Annotated in this window: 18 protein-coding genes; 6 read left to right on the forward strand and 12 right to left on the reverse strand. The window is 61.4% G+C overall.

Annotated features, from left to right (window positions below; genetic code table 11):
* Positions 1–245 precede the first annotated feature (245 nt).
* The 4 genes from ACH6CX_RS02160 to ACH6CX_RS02175 form a co-directional block, all read right to left on the reverse strand.
* On the reverse strand, positions 246–461 hold the full coding sequence (locus ACH6CX_RS02160; protein ID WP_091512424.1) for a cold-shock protein: 216 nt from the start codon (positions 459–461) through the stop codon (positions 246–248).
* Between the two features lie 315 nt (positions 462–776).
* Positions 777–1874, reverse strand: a complete 1098-nt coding sequence (locus ACH6CX_RS02165) for a mechanosensitive ion channel family protein (RefSeq protein WP_233006754.1) — start codon at positions 1872–1874, stop codon at positions 777–779.
* Positions 1875–2025: 151 nt separating this feature from the next.
* Entirely contained in the window at positions 2026–3051 is a 1026-nt protein-coding gene (nagZ, locus tag ACH6CX_RS02170) for a beta-N-acetylhexosaminidase (RefSeq protein WP_232942773.1), read from the reverse strand.
* A 62-nt stretch (positions 3052–3113) separates the two neighbouring features.
* Positions 3114–3752, reverse strand: a complete 639-nt coding sequence (locus ACH6CX_RS02175; RefSeq protein WP_232942774.1) for a TetR/AcrR family transcriptional regulator — start codon at positions 3750–3752, stop codon at positions 3114–3116.
* A gap of 134 nt (positions 3753–3886) precedes the next feature.
* On the opposite strand from ACH6CX_RS02175, the gene ACH6CX_RS02180 reads away from it, so the two are divergent.
* Positions 3887–4207: a DUF6763 family protein gene (locus tag ACH6CX_RS02180; protein ID WP_232942775.1), complete on the forward strand. Its 321-nt coding sequence runs from the start codon at positions 3887–3889 to the stop codon at positions 4205–4207.
* Between the two features lie 9 nt (positions 4208–4216).
* Here ACH6CX_RS02180 and ACH6CX_RS02185 read toward each other — a convergent pair whose 3' ends face one another.
* A complete protein-coding gene (locus ACH6CX_RS02185) occupies positions 4217–4858 on the reverse strand; it encodes a TIGR00730 family Rossman fold protein (protein WP_232942776.1) in 642 nt (213 codons plus the stop codon).
* 175 nt (positions 4859–5033) lie between these two features.
* Between ACH6CX_RS02185 and lexA the strand changes: the two genes are divergently transcribed.
* Positions 5034–5639, forward strand: a complete 606-nt coding sequence (gene lexA / locus ACH6CX_RS02190; RefSeq protein ID WP_232942777.1) for a transcriptional repressor LexA — start codon at positions 5034–5036, stop codon at positions 5637–5639.
* A gap of 341 nt (positions 5640–5980) precedes the next feature.
* On the opposite strand, the gene ACH6CX_RS02195 is transcribed toward lexA, so the two are convergent.
* The 4 genes from ACH6CX_RS02195 to ACH6CX_RS02210 all read right to left on the reverse strand — a co-directional run bounded on the left by ACH6CX_RS02195 (position 5981) and on the right by ACH6CX_RS02210 (position 10332).
* Positions 5981–6235, reverse strand: a complete 255-nt coding sequence (locus ACH6CX_RS02195) for a hypothetical protein (protein WP_232942778.1) — start codon at positions 6233–6235, stop codon at positions 5981–5983.
* A gap of 162 nt (positions 6236–6397) precedes the next feature.
* Complete coding sequence (locus ACH6CX_RS02200) at positions 6398–6895, reverse strand: DUF6586 family protein (protein ID WP_232942779.1); 498 nt, start codon at positions 6893–6895, stop codon at positions 6398–6400.
* A gap of 5 nt (positions 6896–6900) precedes the next feature.
* Positions 6901–9600, reverse strand: a complete 2700-nt coding sequence (gene topA / locus ACH6CX_RS02205) for a type I DNA topoisomerase (protein ID WP_232942780.1) — start codon at positions 9598–9600, stop codon at positions 6901–6903.
* A gap of 210 nt (positions 9601–9810) precedes the next feature.
* Positions 9811–10332, reverse strand: coding sequence for a hypothetical protein (locus tag ACH6CX_RS02210; RefSeq protein ID WP_232942781.1), 522 nt, complete (start codon positions 10330–10332; stop codon positions 9811–9813).
* 154 nt (positions 10333–10486) lie between these two features.
* Here ACH6CX_RS02210 and ACH6CX_RS02215 point away from each other — a divergent pair, with 154 nt between their 5' ends.
* Positions 10487–10927, forward strand: a complete 441-nt coding sequence (locus ACH6CX_RS02215) for a universal stress protein (RefSeq protein ID WP_232942782.1) — start codon at positions 10487–10489, stop codon at positions 10925–10927.
* Positions 10928–11026: 99 nt separating this feature from the next.
* Here the strand turns inward: ACH6CX_RS02215 and ACH6CX_RS02220 are convergent, their stop codons facing one another.
* Entirely contained in the window at positions 11027–12898 is a 1872-nt protein-coding gene (locus ACH6CX_RS02220) for an ATP-binding cassette domain-containing protein (protein WP_232942783.1), read from the reverse strand.
* A 158-nt stretch (positions 12899–13056) separates the two neighbouring features.
* Here ACH6CX_RS02220 and ACH6CX_RS02225 point away from each other — a divergent pair, with 158 nt between their 5' ends.
* Positions 13057–15018, forward strand: coding sequence for a transglycosylase SLT domain-containing protein (locus ACH6CX_RS02225; protein ID WP_237061635.1), 1962 nt, complete (start codon positions 13057–13059; stop codon positions 15016–15018).
* A 114-nt stretch (positions 15019–15132) separates the two neighbouring features.
* Here ACH6CX_RS02225 and ACH6CX_RS02230 read toward each other — a convergent pair whose 3' ends face one another.
* Positions 15133–15402, reverse strand: a complete 270-nt coding sequence (locus ACH6CX_RS02230) for a glutaredoxin family protein (RefSeq protein ID WP_232942785.1) — start codon at positions 15400–15402, stop codon at positions 15133–15135.
* A gap of 3 nt (positions 15403–15405) precedes the next feature.
* Positions 15406–16290, reverse strand: a complete 885-nt coding sequence (locus ACH6CX_RS02235) for an FHA domain-containing protein (protein ID WP_232942786.1) — start codon at positions 16288–16290, stop codon at positions 15406–15408.
* 446 nt (positions 16291–16736) lie between these two features.
* Here ACH6CX_RS02235 and ACH6CX_RS02240 point away from each other — a divergent pair, with 446 nt between their 5' ends.
* Together ACH6CX_RS02240 and ACH6CX_RS02245 are read left to right on the forward strand one after the other, a co-directional pair.
* A complete protein-coding gene (locus ACH6CX_RS02240) occupies positions 16737–17642 on the forward strand; it encodes a PP2C family serine/threonine-protein phosphatase (RefSeq protein WP_232942787.1) in 906 nt (301 codons plus the stop codon).
* A gap of 14 nt (positions 17643–17656) precedes the next feature.
* Positions 17657–20128 (forward strand): bifunctional serine/threonine-protein kinase/formylglycine-generating enzyme family protein, encoded by a 2472-nt coding sequence (locus ACH6CX_RS02245; RefSeq protein ID WP_237061637.1) that lies wholly within the window; start codon positions 17657–17659, stop codon positions 20126–20128.
* The last annotated feature ends 15 nt before the right edge of the window (positions 20129–20143 follow it).

The following is a 20143-nucleotide window of genomic DNA, read 5'->3' on the forward strand; positions in this document are numbered from 1 at the left end:
GCGCTGTCCACAGCACTGGTATAGGGGGGCCAAGAGAAGAATGGTTCTCGATATCGTGGGGGAAGTGGAAGCAGGACGTATCCCACAGGCGCGCGAACATGAGGCGCTCACACCATATTACAGGCAGCGGGAATTATTTGAGGCGGGTTAGAAGAAAGCGACCTGCCAGCCCTGGTCAATGCGGCTGGGCCATTCCGGCCCGGTAAACATCAATTCAGACTGGCGAGATCGACAATCGGGTGGGGTCACTCACACGGAACGACGTCTTCCGCCAGCAGCCCCTTGTCGCCCTTCTGCATTTCGAACTCGACCGACTGGCCCTCGTTCAGGGTTTTGTACCCTTCGCCGCGAATACTGCGGTAGTGAACAAAGATATCTTCCGTACCCTCTCCACAGGTGATGAAGCCATAACCCCGGGCGTTATTAAACCACTTCACAGTACCTGTAACGCGATCACTCATTAAGACAACCTCATTATTGTTATTGCGCCCACCACCGGTGCAGCGAACGACTCTCCATTGCAGCGGCCGTTCCTCGGCTCACTGAACCACAATGTGTCCACCGGTTCACCAACGAACACACTACCTGATTCTTAGATAAAACGACGCCAGTGTCTAGGTTTGAGCGTGAAATAATTACTACAGATTTCGTGAGCTGCGCAATAAAAGGACAAAAAAAGGGGGCCAGGCCCCCTTTTCTGAACATTTGTGCTTTTCCTGTCTTGCCCCGGCCGTGTGCGCGCCGTGTCGGCAAGGCAAGCTCCCCTGCGATTCGCCCTAGGCCGTACCAGTCGCCTCGGGTGCGCCAATCCCGTGCAGCTCCGCCGGCAACTCCGCCACGTGCAATGTCGAAGTCGGGAAAGCGCAGGATGCGCCATGCTGTTCGACAATGTTCAGGGTTTTTAGCAAAACATCCTGCTTGATCTCGTGATAGCGGATCCAGTCAGTGGTTTTCGTGAATGTGTAGATAAAAAAGTCCAGTGAGGACGGCGCAAAACTGTTGAAGTTCACAATGAGCGTCAGATTGGTATCAATCTCCGGATGCTCCTGCAGCATCGCCTTTACATCAGCCACAATGGCCGCCATCAAAGGCGCATCCTGGTAACGGATACCAATGGTTTCAAAGATCCGCCGGTTCAGCATCCGGGAGGGATTCTCCACGGAAATCTGGTTAAAAACCGCGTTGGGGATATAGAGCGGGCGCTTGTCGAAAGTGCGGATCCGCGTAAGGCGCCAACCGATATCCTCAACCGTGCCCTCGATCTCTTTGTCCGGTGAGCGCACCCAGTCCCCAACCTTGAACGGGCGATCCAGGTACACCATCAGGCCGCCAAAAAAGTTCGCCAGCAGGTCCTTCGCCGCGAAGCCCACCGCCAGGCCGCCAATACCACCAAATGCCAGCACGCCGCTGATGCTATATCCCAGGAACTGCATCACCACCATCGCCGAGGTGATGACAATGGATGCACGCACCAGCTTGCCCAGCGCCCGCACCGTAGTCGCATCCATGGGTTTGGCCATATACCGGGGATCGCGCAGGTTGTGCTCGACCGTCCGGGCGAACCGCAATGCAAACCAGGTAATGACCAGGATCAGCCCGATTTCCCGTACCGTACCAGCCAGGGAGAATATCTCTGCCCCGGTGGCCTTGCCCGCGCGCCCCGCCGCGATCGTGAGGCCAAACAGCCAGATCAGGACTGCGCCGGGTGGGTTCAGCGCCTTGACCAGCGCATCATCCCAGGCGTTGACAGTACGCTCGGCGCGCTTCTCCAGCCGTGCGGCAAAGCGCCCGAACAGCCATGCCGCCAGCGCGGTCACCAGGATGATCGTAAAGATTGCGACGATCCAGAACCGGTTGTCCCCGATCCAGGCCATTACCATCGACTGTGCAGATTCCACCAGCGGTTACTCCTGATATAGCGATATTCAGATTCAATGGTTGCGGAAAATAACGCGGGTGGCGGGGGGATTTCCAGCACCAATCCCTGAAGAAAACAGAATTAGCCCCCAGTGTCGGGGCAGTACTTCAGCCCCCACGGGCCAGCAGGTCTTCCAGCCAGCTCCGCGTGCGCTGCCAGCGCTCGTCCTGCTGCAGTGCCTCCCAGCCCATTGCCCCGGGCTGGCCGCGCATGCGCCGGAGCCTGGCGGCAGACTCCGGGGGTGGTGTAAAGCCCTGTAGTGCCTCCAGGCATTCCAGCGCCCCCTGCCGGTTATTGCACACCACTCCCATATCGCAACCAGCATCCATGGCCGCCCGGATCCTGGCCCCATAACCACCGGCGGCACCCGCGCCTTCCATTGACAGGTCATCGCTGAAGATTACACCGTCGAATCCCAGCTCACCGCGCAGTATCTGCTGCAGCCACAGGCGGGAAAAGCCAACCGGATTGCGGTCGACGCGAACAAAACGGATATGTGCGGGCATGACCGCATCCAGCTCCCCTGCCCCCATGCACTCGATAAAGGGCAGCGCATCGGAGGCCATTACTTCCTCCAGCGTGCGCTCATCCTCAGGCAATTCTTCGTGGCTGTCCTCCAGCACATGGCCATGGCCGGGAAAGTGCTTTCCGGTAGTCGCCATGCCGGCCTCGTGCATCCCCTCCATGAAAGGACGCACCCGGGAGGCGACCTGTGCCGGGTCTGCGGCAAAACTGCGGTCACCGACAATGCGGCAGTGCTGGTCATCGGCGTCCAGCACCGGGGCAAAGCTGAAATCCACATCCTCGGCACGCAATTCCGCCGCCAGCAACCAGCCCGCATCACGCAACTGGTCCGCATCCGCATTGGCGGCCAACAACTGCATGGAGGGGATGCGGGTAAAGTCGTCACGGAAACGCTGCACGCGCCCGCCCTCCTGGTCAACTGCCAGCAGGATCTCCGGGCGCAGGTCACGGATCTCGGTGACAAGCGCCCGCAACTGTGCGCGACTGCTGTAGTTGCGGGCAAAGAAAATCAGCCCACCCACCAGCGGATGGCGAAGCACTTCCCGGTCCTCTGCCGTGAGCTCGGTGCCCTCGACATCAACCATTACCGGACCAATCAATTCACCCATCTTATTCCCTCATTGCTTAACACTGGCGGTACAGCCTGCATCCGCCGGCGCTAAAGTCTCGCTTATGACTTCTCCGTATCCGCCCGCAACATGGCCGCAGCTGCGGGCACGAGGCGGTCGAGTGTTTCCGGCAGGCTGCTTTGCGCGTCGAAATCCTCCCTGAGGATAGCGTCGATGGCATCAAAGCTCGAAAGGGTAAAGATCGTCGCCCCCAGCATAAAATAGAGCCGCCAGTAGAAAGTGACCGGGTCGATTCCCGGCAATGCCTGGCTCAGCAGGCCGGCGAAACGACGATAGCTCTCGCCATAGCGGGACACGATATAGCGACGCAGGTGGCCCTGGTGTTGGGTATAGGCCATGCCCAGCAGGCGCATGAACCGCTGGGGATCACGCCCCTCCGCCGCCAGGCTCGCCACACCGCCGCGGAAGAGGCTACCCAACAGCTCCTCCACTTCCAGCTTTTCGCCTGCAGCCACCCGCCGGTCCAGGTCTGCGGCCAGGGTCTCTGTAAAGGGCGTCAAAAAACGCTCAAACACCGCCTGGATCAGTTCTTTTTTTGACCCGAAATGATAATTTACCGCTGCGAGATTGACCCCGGCGGTACTGGTAATGGTGCGCAGTGAGGTCTCCGTGAAGCCACGTTCGGCAAACAGTACCTCTGCGGCATCCAGAATCCGACTGACCGTATCTGTCTGGGTCATACAAATTCAAACCAACAATTTAAACACTTGTTTTGATCTGGCTGAGATTAGCACACTTGTATCCGAAAAATCGCGGGTACTGAAGGCGGCAGGCAGACATTAGATTGGAAGTCAAACGCAAGGGGACAAGGATCATGGCACATAGCCACCCTGACATAGGCAACTGGTTCGAGATGCTGGAGAGCGGACAACTGTTCGAGGTGGTCGCCCTCGACGACCTGCACAGGACAATCGAAATCCAGTACCTCGACGGCACCCTCGATGAGCTGGACATGGAGCAATGGCAGGTATTGCCGCTGGCTCCGGCTCCTCCACCCGAAGACGCCAATATCGCCTATGGCATGACCGCACGGGAGCACAGCCCCAGCTCCAGCGATCCCGGCATACCCGAAGAGCAAAACCCGCTGGATTACCTGGAGGGAGAGAGCTTCAGCGGTACCGATGAATCCCTCTGAAGCGAATGACTACTGCTCGCGCTCGCGGATGTAGTCGATAATAATTTCTGCCGCCTCATCGACGGTATCGACAACATGGAAGAGGTCCAGGTCGGATGCGTCGATACATTTGCTCTGCAGTACCGTATCCACCAGCCAGTCGCGCAGGCCCGCCCAGTAGCGGCGCCCTACCAGAACAATCGGGAAATGAAGGACTTTCTGCGTCTGCACCAGGGTCAGGGCCTCGAAGAGCTCGTCCAGCGTGCCGTATCCGCCTGGCAAGCCGACAAACCCCACGGCGTGCTTTACGAACATGAACTTGCGCACAAAAAAGTAGCGAAAGTGGAGGCTGATATCCTGGTATGGGTTGGCCGTCTGCTCGAACGGCAATTCAATATTGAGGCCGATGGATGCCCCCGGCTGCGGGTGTGCCCCGCGATTGCAGGCTTCCATCAATCCCGGCCCGCCGCCGGTGATTACCGAGATTCCCTCCGCAGCCAACAGCTCCCCGAGCCGTACTCCCTGTTTATATTCCGGGCTTTCTTCGGTAAACCGCGCGCTGCCAAATACGGTCACCGCACCAGTCAGCGCAATCAGGCGCTCTATTCCATCCACCAGCTCGGACTGGATACGCAGGACGCGCCAGGCCTCGGGCATCTTGGCATCTAACATTCCACTTTCCCTGTTCTGTCGCGTTTCTCAACGCTTGTTATTTTGTCGGTTCTTCCCTGTCTCTCCCTCCAATGTAGCAGTATGTGACGACAGCGCTGTGAATTTGCGCCGGGGGTAAATCTGTATATAATCACAGCAACTGTATAAAAATACAGACACACGACCAGGTGAATCTATGACCAATCTCACGGCCCGCCAATCCCAGGTACTCGAGCTGATCAAGACCTACCTCGATGAAACCGGCTATCCCCCTACCCGCGCGGAAATTGCCCGGCAGCTGGGGTTCCGATCCCCCAATGCCGCCGAAGAACACCTCAAGGCGCTGGCCCGCAAGGGTGCCATCGAAATGGTGGCGGGAGCCTCCCGCGGAATCCGTATACCCGATTATCACCCGGGGTTGCCGATCGTCGGTCGTGTAGCAGCGGGTAACCCGATACTCGCCGAGGAAAATATCGAGGATTACTGTGACCTGCCCACAGACTTCTTCCACCCGCCGGCAGATTACCTGCTGCGCGTCCACGGAATGAGTATGCGGGATGCGGGAATTCTCGACGGCGACCTGCTGGCCGTGCAGCGCACTGACCAGGTACGCAATGGGCAGATCGTTGTCGCCCGGATTGAGGACGAGGTAACCGTCAAGCGCTTCCGCCGCAAGGGCAACCAGGCAACCGTGCAACTGCTGCCGGAGAACGAGGAATTCGATGTAATTCAGGTAGATATGCGCGACAAGCACTTTGTCATTGAGGGCCTGGCCGTGGGCGTGATCCGGCAGAGTCCCTGACCCGGGCACACTCTGTAACGACGAACCCCCTGCCCTCCCAGTTGGGCAGGGCCTAACCCCCTATCTTCTCAGCAACCCACGCCTTCGCACTATTCCGCGGGTTTCGTATAGTCCCGCGGGTACCTGCCGCCGTCCGTAACTGTCACCAGCATCAGCCACGCACACGCGTCTGCGCCCCTGGCGTGCGCCCGGGCAGGACGGCGCGGCGGCCTGGCACAGTTCAACAGCCGGTTCGAGATGGGTATCAGGTGGGCCCAGTGAGGGGCTGGAGGGTATTGGATGGGCGACCAGCAGCAGCATCGGCTGTGTTGCCGCACCGCTGGCCGGCCCCGGCGAGGGGATCAGTGGATTGTGTGGTTAACAGGCTCCAATTCCTCTTCCTCGAGGTATTCGGCCGCAATCTCATCAATATTCTGCACGGCGTCGATGCCGGCTTCCAACATGGCACGGGCCACTGCAATCTTGTGCTCGCGCAAGAATTCAGAGCTGGCGTCCGAAAAATGAATACGCACCAGCGGATCCTCCTTCTCCCCGGCACGGCGCAGGGCGACATCGCCGTTGGCGAGTTCGATAATTTCAAAAGTTTCGGAGGACATTCGCTTCTCCTGCAACATCAAGTTTTGCGCAGTGTAACACAGGGAAGGAGGTAGAATCAGTGTACGGGAGGCTCCGGACTGCCCCGCGGGCCTGGGGCGGCCAGGGCTGCTGCAGCCGGAGCGCAGCAGGCAGTTGCTGGATCGCGGCCCCCGGGTTGGCCGCTAATACTCTTCCATATGCGCTCGCTGGCGCCGGATTAGCTCCACCATCGACTCCCGCCAGTTCCGCAGGGCATCCAGGTCAGGGGCGGCAGATTGCCGTGAAAGGTCGCGAAGGGGAATTACCTGCGCCGGGGAGCCCGCTCCATTGCCTTGCGAGGCGCGGCTACCGGAGAATTGCCATAACCCCAGCCAGGCCGCTTCTATACCCGCCAGCCAGCTCTCCGGGTCCCCTGCCAGGGCCTCCAGTTCGGCCGCCTCGGAAGACGACATACCGCGGGAGGCAGCATCACGGGCGAGCTGCCCCGGCGACTCCGGCTGGCTGCCCAGTTGCAGCTGGTGCGCCAGCTCACACAGGAACGCCCGGTATGCCAGCCACAGTTGCAACACCACGGCATCCTGCACGGCAGCCTGGTGCAGCCCCCCTGCGGGAGCGGACTCAAGCAGTAGCTGGCTTTTGCGCAATGCCGCGGCCACGCTGCCGGTGTAGGGGTTGGCCATAGACCCTACTTGTCCTTGGCGGCGGCTTTCTTGCGTGCCGGCTTGCGTTTGGTCGCCGCTTTCTTGGTCGCCGCCTTCTTGGTCGCTTCCACCTGCCACTTGCCATCGCGATAGAACGCGCGCCAGCCGGTGGCCTTGCCGTCTTCCTCGGACTGTACGTACTGCTCCTGGGTCTTGCGACTGAAGCGAATTACCGTATCGCGGCCCTGGTCGTCCTCGGTGGGCGCCGAGAACAGGTAACTGTACTTGGGATCGATCTCATCCTTGTGCGGCAACACCTCTTTGACCAGCGGTGCCCGCGTCTCGCGGTTCTTGGGGAACTGGCTGGCAGCAAGGAAAAGCCCCGAGGCACCGTCGCGCAGGATATAGTGGTCTTCCACCTTCTGGCAGGGCAGTTCAGGCATGGGCACCGGATCCATTTTGGGCGGTGCAGGCTGTCCATTCTTGAGCAGCTTGCGGGTGTTCTTGCACTCGTCATTGGTGCAGCCAAAGTACTTGCCGAAACGGCCCGACTTGAGCTGCATGTCGCTGCCACACTTGTCACATTCAATCACCGGGCCATCGTAACCCTTGATCTTGAAGGTGCCCTTCTCTACCTCGTAGCCATTACAGTCCGGGTTGTTGCCGCAGATATGGAGTTTGCGCTGCTCGTCCAACAGGTAACTGTCCATGGCCGTGCCGCACTTGGGACAGCGCCGCTTCTCTCGCAACTGGCGGGATTCCGCGTCCTCGTCCTTGTCAGCATCCACTGCCTCGTCCCCGGACACCAGGTTCATGGTGTTGGTGCATCGTTCCTTGGGCGGCAGCGCATAGCCGGAACAGCCCAGGAAAACCCCGGTGGAACCGGTGCGGATCTGCATATGGCGCCCGCACTTACTGCACTCGATATCGGTGTCTGTGGGCGTATTGCGGCGCATGCCGCCCTCTGCCGCCTGGGCTTTCTCCAGGCGCGAGGAGAAGTCGGAATAAAATTCGTTGAGCAGGTCCTTCCAGCCCTTGTCACCTTCGGCGACAGAGTCCAGTGACTCCTCCAGGCTGGCGGTGAACCCGTAATCCATCAGGTTCTTGAAGCTCTCGCTCAGGCGGTCGGTGACGATGTCCCCCATCTTTTCGGCATAGAAACGGCGGTTCTCGAGCCGCACATAGCCGCGATCCTGGATGGTGGAAATAATCGATGCATAGGTCGAGGGCCGGCCGATACCGCGTTTTTCCAGCTCTTTTACCAGCGCCGCCTCGCTGAAGCGCGCCGGCGGCTTGGTGAAATGCTGTTTCGGGTCGAGTTTCTTCAGGGCCAGTTTTTCACCGACCTTGACGTCCGGCAGCACCGCATCCTCTTCTTTCTTACTGGTCTGCGGGGCCACCTTGAGGAAACCGTCAAAACGGATAACACGGCCACGGGCACGCAGCTCGAAGTCCCCGGCGGAGACGACAACCGAGGTCGAGGTAAACTGTGCCGGGGTCATCTGGCAGGCGACGAACTGCTGCCAGATCAGGTTGTACAGGCGCTCGGCATCGCGCTCGACACCAGTCAGCATATTGGGCTGCATCCGCACATCGGATGGGCGAATGGCCTCGTGCGCCTCCTGGGCCCCCTCTTTGCTGGCGTAATTATTGGGGCTGTCCGGCAGGTACTTGTCACCGAACTTTTCACCAATAAATTCCCGTGCGGACTCCACTGCCTCCTTGCTGAGGTTGGTGGAGTCGGTACGCATATAGGTGATATGACCCGCTTCATACAGGCGCTGGGCAAGCATCATGGTTTTCTTGACGCTGAAACCAAGGCGGTTACTGGCCGCCTGCTGCAGTGTCGAGGTAATAAATGGTGCTGAGGGCTTCGAGCTGGTGGGCTTATCGTCCCGGGCACTGACGGTAAAGTCGCTGCCCTGCAGCGCTTTCGTCGCCGCCATGGCCTGCTCTTCGTTGGTGGGCCGGAAGGCCTCACCCGCCTGCTTTTTCACTTCCAGGCGCAGGGCGTTGGCTTTCGCGGTCTCGGTGTCGGCGAACAGGGTCCAGTATTCCTCGGGTATGAAGGCGCGGATCTCGCGCTCGCGTTCCACCACAAGGCGCACCGCTACCGACTGCACGCGCCCGGCGGACAGGCCGCGGGCTACCTTCTCCCACAGCAGTGGCGAAACCATATAGCCAACGATCCGGTCCAGGAACCGCCGCGCCTGCTGGGCGTTGACCCGATTGATATTAAGCCGGCCGGGATCCTTGAACGCTTCCTGGATCGCAGATTTGGTGATCTCGTTGAACACCACGCGCCGGTAGCGATCCTCATTCCCACCAATGGACTCGCGCAGGTGCCAGGCAATGGCCTCCCCCTCGCGGTCGAGATCCGTCGCGAGATAGATATGATCGGCGTTCTCCGCCAGCTTGCGCAGCTCGCTGACCACCTTTTCCTTACCGGGCAGGATTTCGTACTGGGCCTCCCAGTTGTGGTCGGGGTCAATCCCCATGCGCCGGATCAGCTGTTCGCGGTTTTTCTTGCGCTTGTACTTTTCCTTTGCCTCCGGGGACAGCTTGCGGGTTTCCGCCGCGCGACGGGCGCGCTCTTTCGGATCCACAGGTTGCTTGTTACCCCCGGCGGTGGGCAAATCACGAATATGACCGACGCTGGACTTCACCACGAAGTCCTTTCCGAGATACTTGTTGATCGTTTTTGCTTTGGCCGGTGATTCGACGATGACCAGTGATTTACCCATAAGTACTTGTTTTTTAATGAAAATTTCTTAGTGCTAAGACTCTGGCACCGCCACTTTGGACAGGCCGCTGTGCGCGAATATATAAGCCCCGCCCCCAGTGGGGTCAAGCGAGAGCGCCAAAATAGTTGCCCCGCCGACCCTCACAGGGATGACCCCGGGGGCCTCTGCCGGGCCCCTTCCCGGCGGCCTCGCAGTGCAGCCCGGGAGCCGCTATCGCCCCCCGTCAGCGGGGGCGGGACGGCGGATCGCCTCCTCGATTCCAGGCCGGAACTTTTCCAGGGCCCCGAGGAGGCTATCCATACCGGAGTCACCGCTCTGCTCCCGCCACTGGATGCCCAGGCCGGCCTGGGTGGCGTGCAGGGCGAGCGCATCCGGCGGCATCGAATCCAGCAACTCATGCAGCAAGGGCCAGGCCTGCCGGGGCGCCGACTTGTCCCCGCGCCAGTCCCAGCGACCGCTGAAATGCATGCCGTGTTCCATTCGCTGCAACTCGAGCACCCAGCCGGTTTCCAGGCGTCGTGGATCTTCCCAGCGGGAGATGTAAACCGCCGCGGTGCCCTGCCCCTGGGATTCCGGTAACCGGGACATCTGCACCACCATACCCGCGCCGGCTGCACGCTGCCGGAGGCCCGCGAGCCGCCGGTCCCGGCTACTGGGCTTGAGCCACATCACGGGACCAATCACGAGCGCGATCGCGAGAATGATGATTAGCACTGGAAGCCAGCCAGACATGCGAACTCCATTTCGGTGATTGAGGCGCCTATTGTGTTGCGCCCGATGCCAGTTGTGTCAACCGGTTTGTTTTACATTAGACTCTTTCGAGGGTAAAACTGATCGAGCATTCGGGACAGTTATCACCAGCCAATAAAAAAGGAGCAGCATGCCGATGGCCAGTTATAAGAAGATTCTCGTGGGCCTGGACCTTTCCGAGGATTCCTCCCAGGTACTGAAAAAAGCAGAGGAAATTGGCAAGGCATTCGGGGCAGAGCTGAGCCTGTCTCACGTGATTGAACCCCTGACGTTCGCGTACGGCGGCGATATCCCCATGGACCTGTCGGAAGTGCAGGAACAACTGCAGGACCAGGCCCGGGACCAGCTCAAGAAGGCCTCGGTATCCATGGGCATTCCCGAGGAACGCCAGCATGTGGTGCTGGGCCAGCCGGCTTCAGAGATTCATCGCCTGGCAGAGGAGATTGGCGCCGACCTGGTGATCATCGGCAGCCACGGGCGTCACGGCCTGGCGCTGCTACTGGGCTCCACCGCCAATGGCGTTTTACACGGAGCAGGCTGTGACGTGCTGGCGGTGCGCGTGCACTCCGACGAGTAAGACGAATAGAAGGAGGGAATGCCGCGCGTGGACGGCAGCACTAGCCTGACACTTCCGTAGCGGTGACGGCAACGCCGGCACTCGGGCTGAACGGGCTCCTCAGGCGCCCTCATCCAGCTCGGCCCAGCGCTCAAATGCCGCCTCCAGCTCTGCCTGGCGATCTGCCAGCAGGCGCAACCGCTCCTCTACAAGAGACTGCTCCTGCTGGTAAAAGCCCGGGCCGGAAACCTCTTCTTCCAGCTCGCCGATTTGCTCTTCCAGCGATTCTATTTTGCCCGGCAGGCTGTCCAGCTCACGCTGCAGCTTGTAACTGAGCTTTTTGCTCTTCGCAGCGGGTTTCGCCGCTGGACCCTGGTCATCCCGCGGCTTTGGCTTTTCCCCAGCCTTTGCAGCGCCCTCTCCTTCCGGCGAGGTGAACCGGCCACCCTGGCGCAGGAAATCCTCGTACCCGCCCACGTACTCGCGCACGACACCATTACCCTCGAAGGCCAGGCAGGAGTCCACCACATTATCCAGGAAGGCCCGGTCGTGACTCACCAGCAGCACGGTGCCGGAAAAGTCCAGCAGCAGCTGCTCCAGCAATTCCAGCGTTTCCACATCGAGATCGTTGGTTGGCTCGTCCAGTACCAGGATATTGGCCGGCTGGCTGAACAGTTTTGCCAGCAGCGCACGGTTGCGCTCCCCACCACTCAGGGCCGACACCGCTGTGCGCGCCTTTTGCCCGGAGAAAAGGAAATCCGCCAGGTAAGACATGGCGTGGCGAGTCTTGCCGCCGACGGTAATTGACTCGCGCCCACCGGCCACGTTGTCCAGCACGGTCATTTCCGGGTCCAGCTGGTCCCGTCGCTGGTCGAAATAGGCTACCTGTTGTTTCGTCCCCAGGCGCACGTTGCCGCTACCTGGTTGCAGCTCGCCCAGCAGCAGCCGGATCAGGGTGCTCTTGCCGGCGCCGTTGGGCCCGATCAGTCCCACCTTGTCACCGCGCATCAGGGTGAAATTCAGGTCCCGCACCAGCGGCGGCTCCCCCGGGTAGGCAAAGCTGACATCCGTCAACTCGGCCACCAGCTTGCCCGACAGCTCGCCGGAATCAACGGACAGCCTGGCCGTGCCCTGGCGCGAACGGCGCGCCTCCCGTTGGCGACGCAGGTCCTGCAGGGCGCGCACCCGGCCCTCGTTGCGGGTCCGGCGGGCCTTGATGCCCTGGCGGATCCAGGTCTCCTCCTGGGCCAGCTTCTTGTCGAACAGGGCCTCGTGGCGGGCCTCCTCGGCCAGCAGCTTTTCCTTTTCCGCCTGGTAGCGGTTGAAGTCGCAATTGAAGACCCGCAGGACGCCCCGGTCCAGGTCCCAGACCGTGCGGGCCAGTCGCTGGGCAAGCGCACGGTCGTGGCTCACGAACAGCAGCGCCCCGCGAAAGGTGTCCAGGAAGTTTTCCAGCCATTCGACGGCGGCAATATCCAGGTGGTTGGTGGGCTCGTCCAGGATCAGCAGGTCGGGCTCGATCACCAGTGCGCGGGCCAGGGCCGCACGGCGCTGCCAGCCTCCGGATAGATCGCCGACAATTGACGCCGGGTCCAGGCCCAGGCGGTCGAGCACACTATCGATACGCGGCATCAGGTCCCAGCCATGGGAATCCTCGATACGTGACTGCAGGTCAGGCCGGGGATCGTCACGGTAATCCGCCAGCCACAGGCCAACCTGGCCCAGCCCCCCGGCGACGAAGCGGTAGACACTCTCGCGGCAACCCGAGGGCAACTCCTGCTCCAGGGCCGCAACCACAGTACCGGTGGTGCGCACCAGCTCGCCGCCGTCGGGGTCCACCTGGCCGCCAATCAGGCGCAGCAGGCTCGATTTGCCCTCGCCATTCCGCCCCACCAGGCAGATCCGGTCACCGCGATCGACCATGGCGCTGACATTGTCCGCGAGGACCTGGGTTCCATACCGCAGGCTCACGGCATCCAACTGAAGCAACATACTTTTACAACTACACTATTTGAGGGTGTACCCGTTCTCATTCTCGCCCGGGACTGTTGCCGGCCGGCGATTCGGGCTTGTGCGAAAAGGATATTTTACGCATTATTTGACGCGCTGTTTTACTTTTACCGGCGCGAGTTATCAATCGGGTGAGTACTATGTCGATTGACGCAAAGGGAATCGCGTTAACGCTGTTCCTGGTGCTGGCTGCCTTCCCGGCACTCGGCGAAACCAACGCGGAAAAAGCAGTTGCCCAGCGGGAGAAACTGCAGGAAGCCCGCGAGGCTATTGGCCGCGGCGATACTGCCGAGCTCAAGCGCCTGAAACAGGAGCTGCAAGACTACCCGCTCCTGCCCTATCTCGACTACTGGGCCATCAGCCGGAAAATCCACCGCCTCCCCTACGACGAGATCGACCAGTTCATCAGCCAGCACCGGGACACCGCCATCGGTGACTGGATGCGCGTGCGAATCCTGCGCGAACTGGGGAGTCGCAAGCGCTTCCGCGCCTACCTGAAGTACTACGAACCGGACAAGATCACCCGGACCTCACTCAAGTGTTACTACGCCGACGCGCTGTCCCGTCACGGCGACAAGGATACCGCATACGCGCTGGTTGAGGAGCTGTGGATGGTGGGCCGGTCGCAGGCCGAGGAATGTGACCCGGTATTCAACCGCTGGATGAAAGACGGCGGCCTGACCCCCGAACTGGCCTGGGGTCGCCACCTGCTGGCAGTGGAGAACCGCAATCTGGACCTGGCGGAGTATATCGCCCGCAAAATGGAGCCCGAACAGGCCCGCCTTGCCGAGCTGCTGCGCTCCGTGCACCGGGATCCCGGCCAGCTCTCCAATTACACGCGCTTTATCAATGAGCGCCCCGAGTACCGGCAGATTGTCCTGCACGGGCTCGAGCGCCTCGCCCGGAAAGATGCCCGCCAGGCAGAGCAGGCCTGGCAGCGGTTCGAGACCAGCTACCTGTTTGCCGATGCAGAGCGGGAACAGCTGCTGCGCAACCTGGCCCTGCAGTTTGCCCGCCAGGACGATATCGACGGCCTCCGGGCCTTCTTCAAGCGGACCGAGAAGTTTACCGACCCACGCACCATCGGCTGGCTGGCAAGACAGTCGATGCGCGAGCTGGACTGGGCCCAGGTGGAATTCTGGATCGATCGACTGCCCGCAGAGGAACAGCTACAGGATGTCTGGCTCTACTGGAAGGCGCGCTCCCTGGAAGAGCAGTACGGCAAGGGCCGCGCGGACGAGGCTGTACAGCTCTATCGCCAGGCGGCGGAAGAGCGCAGCTATTACGGATTTCTATCGGCCGACATTCTTGGGCTGAACTACAGCTTCGTCGACCGTCCCGCCAAGGTCACACCGGAGCTGGTAGAGGAGATGGCTGCCCGCCCCGGCATGCTGCGTGCCCGTGAACTGCAGGCCATTGGCGAGCTCTACCATGCCCGGCGCGAGTGGAATTATGCCACCGAAGGGCTGGGTCACACGGAGCTGCTGACCGCCGGCAAGGTCGCCAGTGCCTGGGGCTGGTACCACAAGTCGATCCGCTCGGTGCTCGCCGCAGACTACCTGGACGACCTGGAGCTGCGCTTCCCCCTCGCCTTTGCCGATATTGTGACCGATGTCAGCAACCGGATGAGCGAGAAAACCGCGCTGGACCCCTACCTGATCTACGCCGTAGCGCGGCAGGAAAGCCATTTCGCGCACGACGCCAGGTCCCACGCCGGCGCCCTGGGCCTGATGCAGCTACTCCCATCCACTGCCCGCGCCACGGCCCGCAAGGCCGGGGTGAGCTATCGCCGCAGCTGGGACCTGCTGACCCCGAAAACCAATATCGCACTGGGCAGCTTTTACCTGCGGACCCTGCTGAACCGGTTCGACAACAACCGGATCCTCGCTGCCGCGGCCTATAACGCAGGGCCCACCCGGGTGGCCGGCTGGCTGCGGGAAACCGGCCGACAGCTGCCCTACGACGTTTGGATTGAGACGATTCCATACCACGAGACCCGCAAGTACGTACAGAATGTACTCGCGTACTCGGTGATCTATGCCTATCGCAGCGGCACGACAAAACCTTTATTGAGGGATAACGAGGCCGCCAGCAAGCTCTGAGCCTGGAGGGTCCGGGGGAATCCCGGACCCTGGCGTGAAAGAAGCAAGCCTGCACAGGAAAGAAAAGGAAATGAAACCGGGAGCCCGGGCTGACTCTCCAGCCCTGGCCTCCGGCTATGGGTGCCGGATACGCACCCGCAGCCAGTCCACCAGCCCATCGCGATCGAACGGCCACCCCAGCACATCCTCCGGATCGCCGAGGCCCACAACCGGTATCCGGGTACCGAAGCGCTGCTCCAGGTCGTCATCAGCGGCGATATCCACTTCCCTGAGCCGTAACCCAAAGCTATCCAGCACCGGCCAGATTTCTGCCTTGGCCTTCTCGCACAGGCTGCAGCCGAGGGTGGTATAAAGCAGAAGCTCTGCCGGTTTATCTCCCGCCATGATTCAGAGCAGGCCCTGCTGGCGGGCCCAGAGGACACCTGCCACACCCAGCCCCAGCAACAGCACCACACTGAACCACAGCCAGGGGCTGCCACCGGCCTCGGCGGTGGCTGCGTCACCAGCGTAGCGCTGGCGCTCGCGGGTCATTTCCGCTTCAGGTACTGGCTCGCCATGGACCGCCGACGCCTGTGCCTGCCCGCCGGTATGCTGTGTCGCAGGCTCATGCTGCGGCGGAATTGTCACGGCGGGGCGCACAGTGGTCTTGTCGAGTTCATCCGCGGGGCCCACCACGCTGAAGCTCAGGGTGTCGAAACGCAGTTCATCACCGCGGCGAACCCGCGTCTCGGATACCCGGCGGTTGTTCAGGTAAGTGCCATTGGCGGAACCGAGATCCACCACGAACAGCAGCCCGTCGCGAACCTCCAGGCGTGCATGCCTGCGGGAGAGGTGTGACAGGGAAAAAGTGATATCGCACTCATCCGAGCGCCCCACCACACTGGTCTCCTTGACCGGGAAGACCCGCCCGGCGATGGCCGGATGATTGGCTCGCAGCGCCCACGAAACGGCACTGCTGGCAGAAGAGCCGGACCGGAAACGGGTCACTTTGGGGTCGACAACCCCGAGCTGGCGATCACCGACTGTGACACGATCGTTCAAATTCAGCTGGCACGGACCGGTAACGGGCTTGCCATTCACAGCCAGCCCGCCATAACCGGCAAGGTCGCGAAGGGTCAGTGTGTCACCGTCGACGACAACCTCGGCGTGCAGTTTTGCCACCGAGTCGCTGGCGAGGGTCAGGTCACAGGTCGAGGCACGACCGATAGTTACCCTTGGCGCCACCAGCCAGACGCCCTGTCCGGCATCCTTGAGATCGCAGAGTTTAAACATTGATTATGTTCCTGATGATGCGGGGTCAGGCACGCCATCACCGGGGAAGCATTCATAGCCTTGCCCCGGCCGGCGTTTCGACTCACTACTTTATTGTCCCTGAGGCTCCGGGAAGAGTTGTGAGACCACCCATCTTGTTGTTAACGGAAAAAGTCTATCACGAAGTTTTTGCATGGCATGTGATTGGGTTTGCAGCGTACAATCTCTGACTGCAATATGCTCCCTGTCACAGAATTCCTGCCTTTCGCAGTAAGCCCCAGGCGTTCTCTGGCAGTCCTTCCCGCTGCTGTGCCCACGGAAATGCGAAGTACGGGAAGGCATAAACTCAGCCCGGTTAAGGAATCGGCGCCCCTGGTTATCTGTTGCACAGTCACGCAACTTTGACGGGAAAGCCCCTCTGGTGGCTGGCGCCAAAAACCACAATAAGACACAGGTAGTTGCACGCAGTGAGTGAAGCCAAAGTACGCGATGTATCGAGGCACACGGTTCCCCAGCGACCGGCAGAGCCAGAACCGCCGGCGCGCAGCGCTGGCGCGACACACCCCGGCTTCAAGCGCGAGCAGAACGAGGACGCACTCTGGTCCGATGAGCAGCGCGGCGTGTGGGTTGTGGCAGACGGGCTGGGTGGCCACCAGGCCGGTGAAATCGCCAGCAAGACGGTTGTGGAGGAAATCCAGCGCTCCTCCGCCACCGACCGCCACTATGAACACGCGCTGCAGCGTGCCCATGCCCTGCTCCTGGGTGATGAACAGAGCACTGGCAACATGGGCTCTACCGCGGTGGTGGTAGCCGAGGAAGGCGCATATTTCCATATCTACTGGGTTGGCGACAGTCGCGCCTATCTCTGGTCTCCCGGCGAGGGGAACGGCCAGCTGAAACAGCTCACCAACGACCATTCCTACGTGCAGATGCTGGTCGACTCCGGGGCCATCAATCCCCAGGAGGCCGCCAGTCACCCGAACCGGCATGTCATCACCCGCTGCATCGGCGGCAGCACCAACCCCAGCCTCGATGTGGACCGCATGTCATCCCCCTGGAGGCCAGGCGACCGCCTGCTGCTGTGCAGCGATGGCCTCAGTGCAGAGGTCGAACCGCAGGTGATCGCGGAAATCCTGGCAAACAATGCCGATTGTCGCCGCGCCGCAGACCTCCTGGTTGCCGCCGCGCTGGACGCCGGAGGTAAGGACAATATCACCGTGCAAATCATTGACGCACCGGACCCGGCCGCCACACCGGGTAAAAACACCGCTGCCGCCAACGGCAACACCGTCCGGATTATCCTGGCAGTGTTGGCGGCCACCGCGATAACCATGGTTTTTACCGGCTGGCTTCTCGGCCTGTTACCGCGTTAGGGAAAGAAAGATCGATGGAGGTTGTCAGCAACAGTAACAACACGCTGGAGATACCGGGTTACCGCATCCTGAAGAAGATCAACCAGGGCGGGATGTCTACCGTGTACCTGGCGGTACAGCGCAGCGTGGGCCGGCAGGTGGCACTCAAGGTGATGTCGCCGGTCCTGAACGCCGACCCGATTTTCAGTGAGCGTTTCCAGCGCGAAGCCAATATTGTTGGCCAACTGTCACACCCCAATATTGTCGGCATCCACGATATCGGCCGCTTTCGCAGCCTCAACTATATCGCCATGGACTTTATGCCGGGCGGCTCTGTATCCGACCGGTTCTCCAACGGTGTCATCGACCCGATGGACGCCCTCAATATCACGCGGCAGATCGCCCTTGCCCTGGACCACGCCCACGGCAAGGGGTACGTACACCGGGACCTGAAACCGGAAAACATCCTCTTCAGGGAGGACGGGTCCGCGGTCCTGACGGATTTTGGCGTCGCCCGCGCCGTGGCGCGCACCACCCGTATGACCAGCAGTGGAATGGTGGTGGGCACCCCGCACTACATGAGTCCGGAGCAGGCACGTGGGGCGGCCATCGACGGCCGCGCCGATATCTACAGCCTCGGCATTGTTTTTTATGAAATGCTCACCAGTGTCGTGCCCTTCCAGGCCGATGAGGCGGTGGCTATCGCCATCAAACACCTCACCGACCCGGTGCCGCGCCTGCCGGCCCGGCACTCCCTGTACCAGGGATTGATCGACCGTTTCCTGGCGAAGGACCCGCAGGATCGCTTCCAGCGTGGACTCGATGTAGTCGACGCCATCGACCAGCTGATCGCCACGCTGGCGGGCAAGCCCTCGCCCCGGGCCACCCAGCTGAACAACACCGCCGTGCGTACCTCTAGCCTGGTGCGCGCCCTCATCATGACCCTGTACGGCACCGCCCGCGACCACATCGCCGCAGCCTGGGCCCGCTGGCGGGACAAACCCCTGCACACCAACCATCCGCGCGCCGAGCAGGCCACCATCATGCGGATCCAGGAGGTGATCCAGCAGGCCCCCAGGAAAAAAGTACAACAGTGGACCTTCGGCTCGGTAACCGCCGGCGGGCTGCTGGTCGCCTGGATCCTGTTCAGCCTGCTCAGCTACCAGTACGACTGGTGGTCGGATGATTCCGCTATTAGCAGTGCCAGCGAATTCACGGCAAGGTTACTGCTACCCGAACCACAGGACGATCCGGTAGACACACCCGAGGCACCCCCCGCCGGCGACTCCCAACCGGTCGCCGCTGCAGCAGCTACAACCGACCAGGGAAACCAGCAACCCGCCGGGGAGACTGACACCACTGGCCCGGCAGGGAATGAAGCCGAATCCGGAGCAGTCATTGCAGAGCAGCCAGCCGATTCACCCGGGGAAGCTGCAGGAGACACCCAACCAGCGGGGAGCGGATTAGTCGCGGACGCGACTGGCGCGGAGACCGGCGAGGATCCCGGGACTGGGGCTGGGACCGAGACAGCAGCCGAAGCAGCCCCGGGCGGTGCGGAAAAGTTCACGCTCAATGTCAGGACCCGCCCCGCCAACGCGCAGGTCCGGATCATGAATATTGCCCCCCGGTACGAGGCCGGCATGGCACTGGCGCCGGGACGCTACGATGTGGAGGTGAGCAGGCCCGGTTATAACACCGAACGCCGCTGGATCCAGATCAGCAATGCAGACCGGGATGTCTCCATCCGGCTCGCGCGCAGTTACCCGCGCGGCGAGGTATTGCGCCCTGCCCTTGCCGATGGTGGCAGCTCGCCCAGCCTGGTAATCGTTGGGCCCGGCAGCTTTACCATGGGAGATGACAAACGGGCTTCGGCGAGTCCCGAGCACCGGGTTTCCATTGAGCAGCCGTTCGCGATTTCCCGGCACGAAATCACCTTCAACCAGTACGACCGTTTCGCGGAAGCCACCGGTGCCGCACTGCCGGGCGACGAGGGCTGGGGCCGCGAGCACCGCCCCGTCATCAATGTTTCGTGGAGAGATGCACAGGCCTACACACGCTGGCTTTCGGAGCAGACCGGCAAACGCTTTCGCCTGCCAAGCGAGGCCGAATGGGAATACGCGGCCCGCGGCGGTGAAACGCAACCTTTCTGGTGGGGCGATGCAGACCCCAGGGGTAAGGCCAATTGCCGGCGTGGCTGCGACAGCGAATTCGTGGGCATTTTCCGGGCCGGCAGCGCTCCTGTAGGCCACTATGCGGCCAACGGCTTCGGGCTTTTTGATACTGCGGGCAATGTCGCCGAGTGGACCCGGGACTGCTTCGTGGCCGACTACCAGAATGCCCGCAGTGACGGCCAGCCGGCAAAGGTGAAAAACTGCAACCTGCGCACCGTGCGCGGCGGCTCCATGCGCGATCCGCTATACAACGTGAGCTCCGTGCACCGGGCCGGGCAAAACGAGATTTCCATGTCGAAAGAGATTGGGTTTCGTGTAGTCATGGAACTCGACTGAACCCGGGTGAATTAC

The sequence above is a fragment of the Microbulbifer sp. JSM ZJ756 genome (genome assembly GCF_044383805.1).
GTDB classification, from domain to species: domain Bacteria; phylum Pseudomonadota; class Gammaproteobacteria; order Pseudomonadales; family Cellvibrionaceae; genus Microbulbifer; species Microbulbifer zhoushanensis.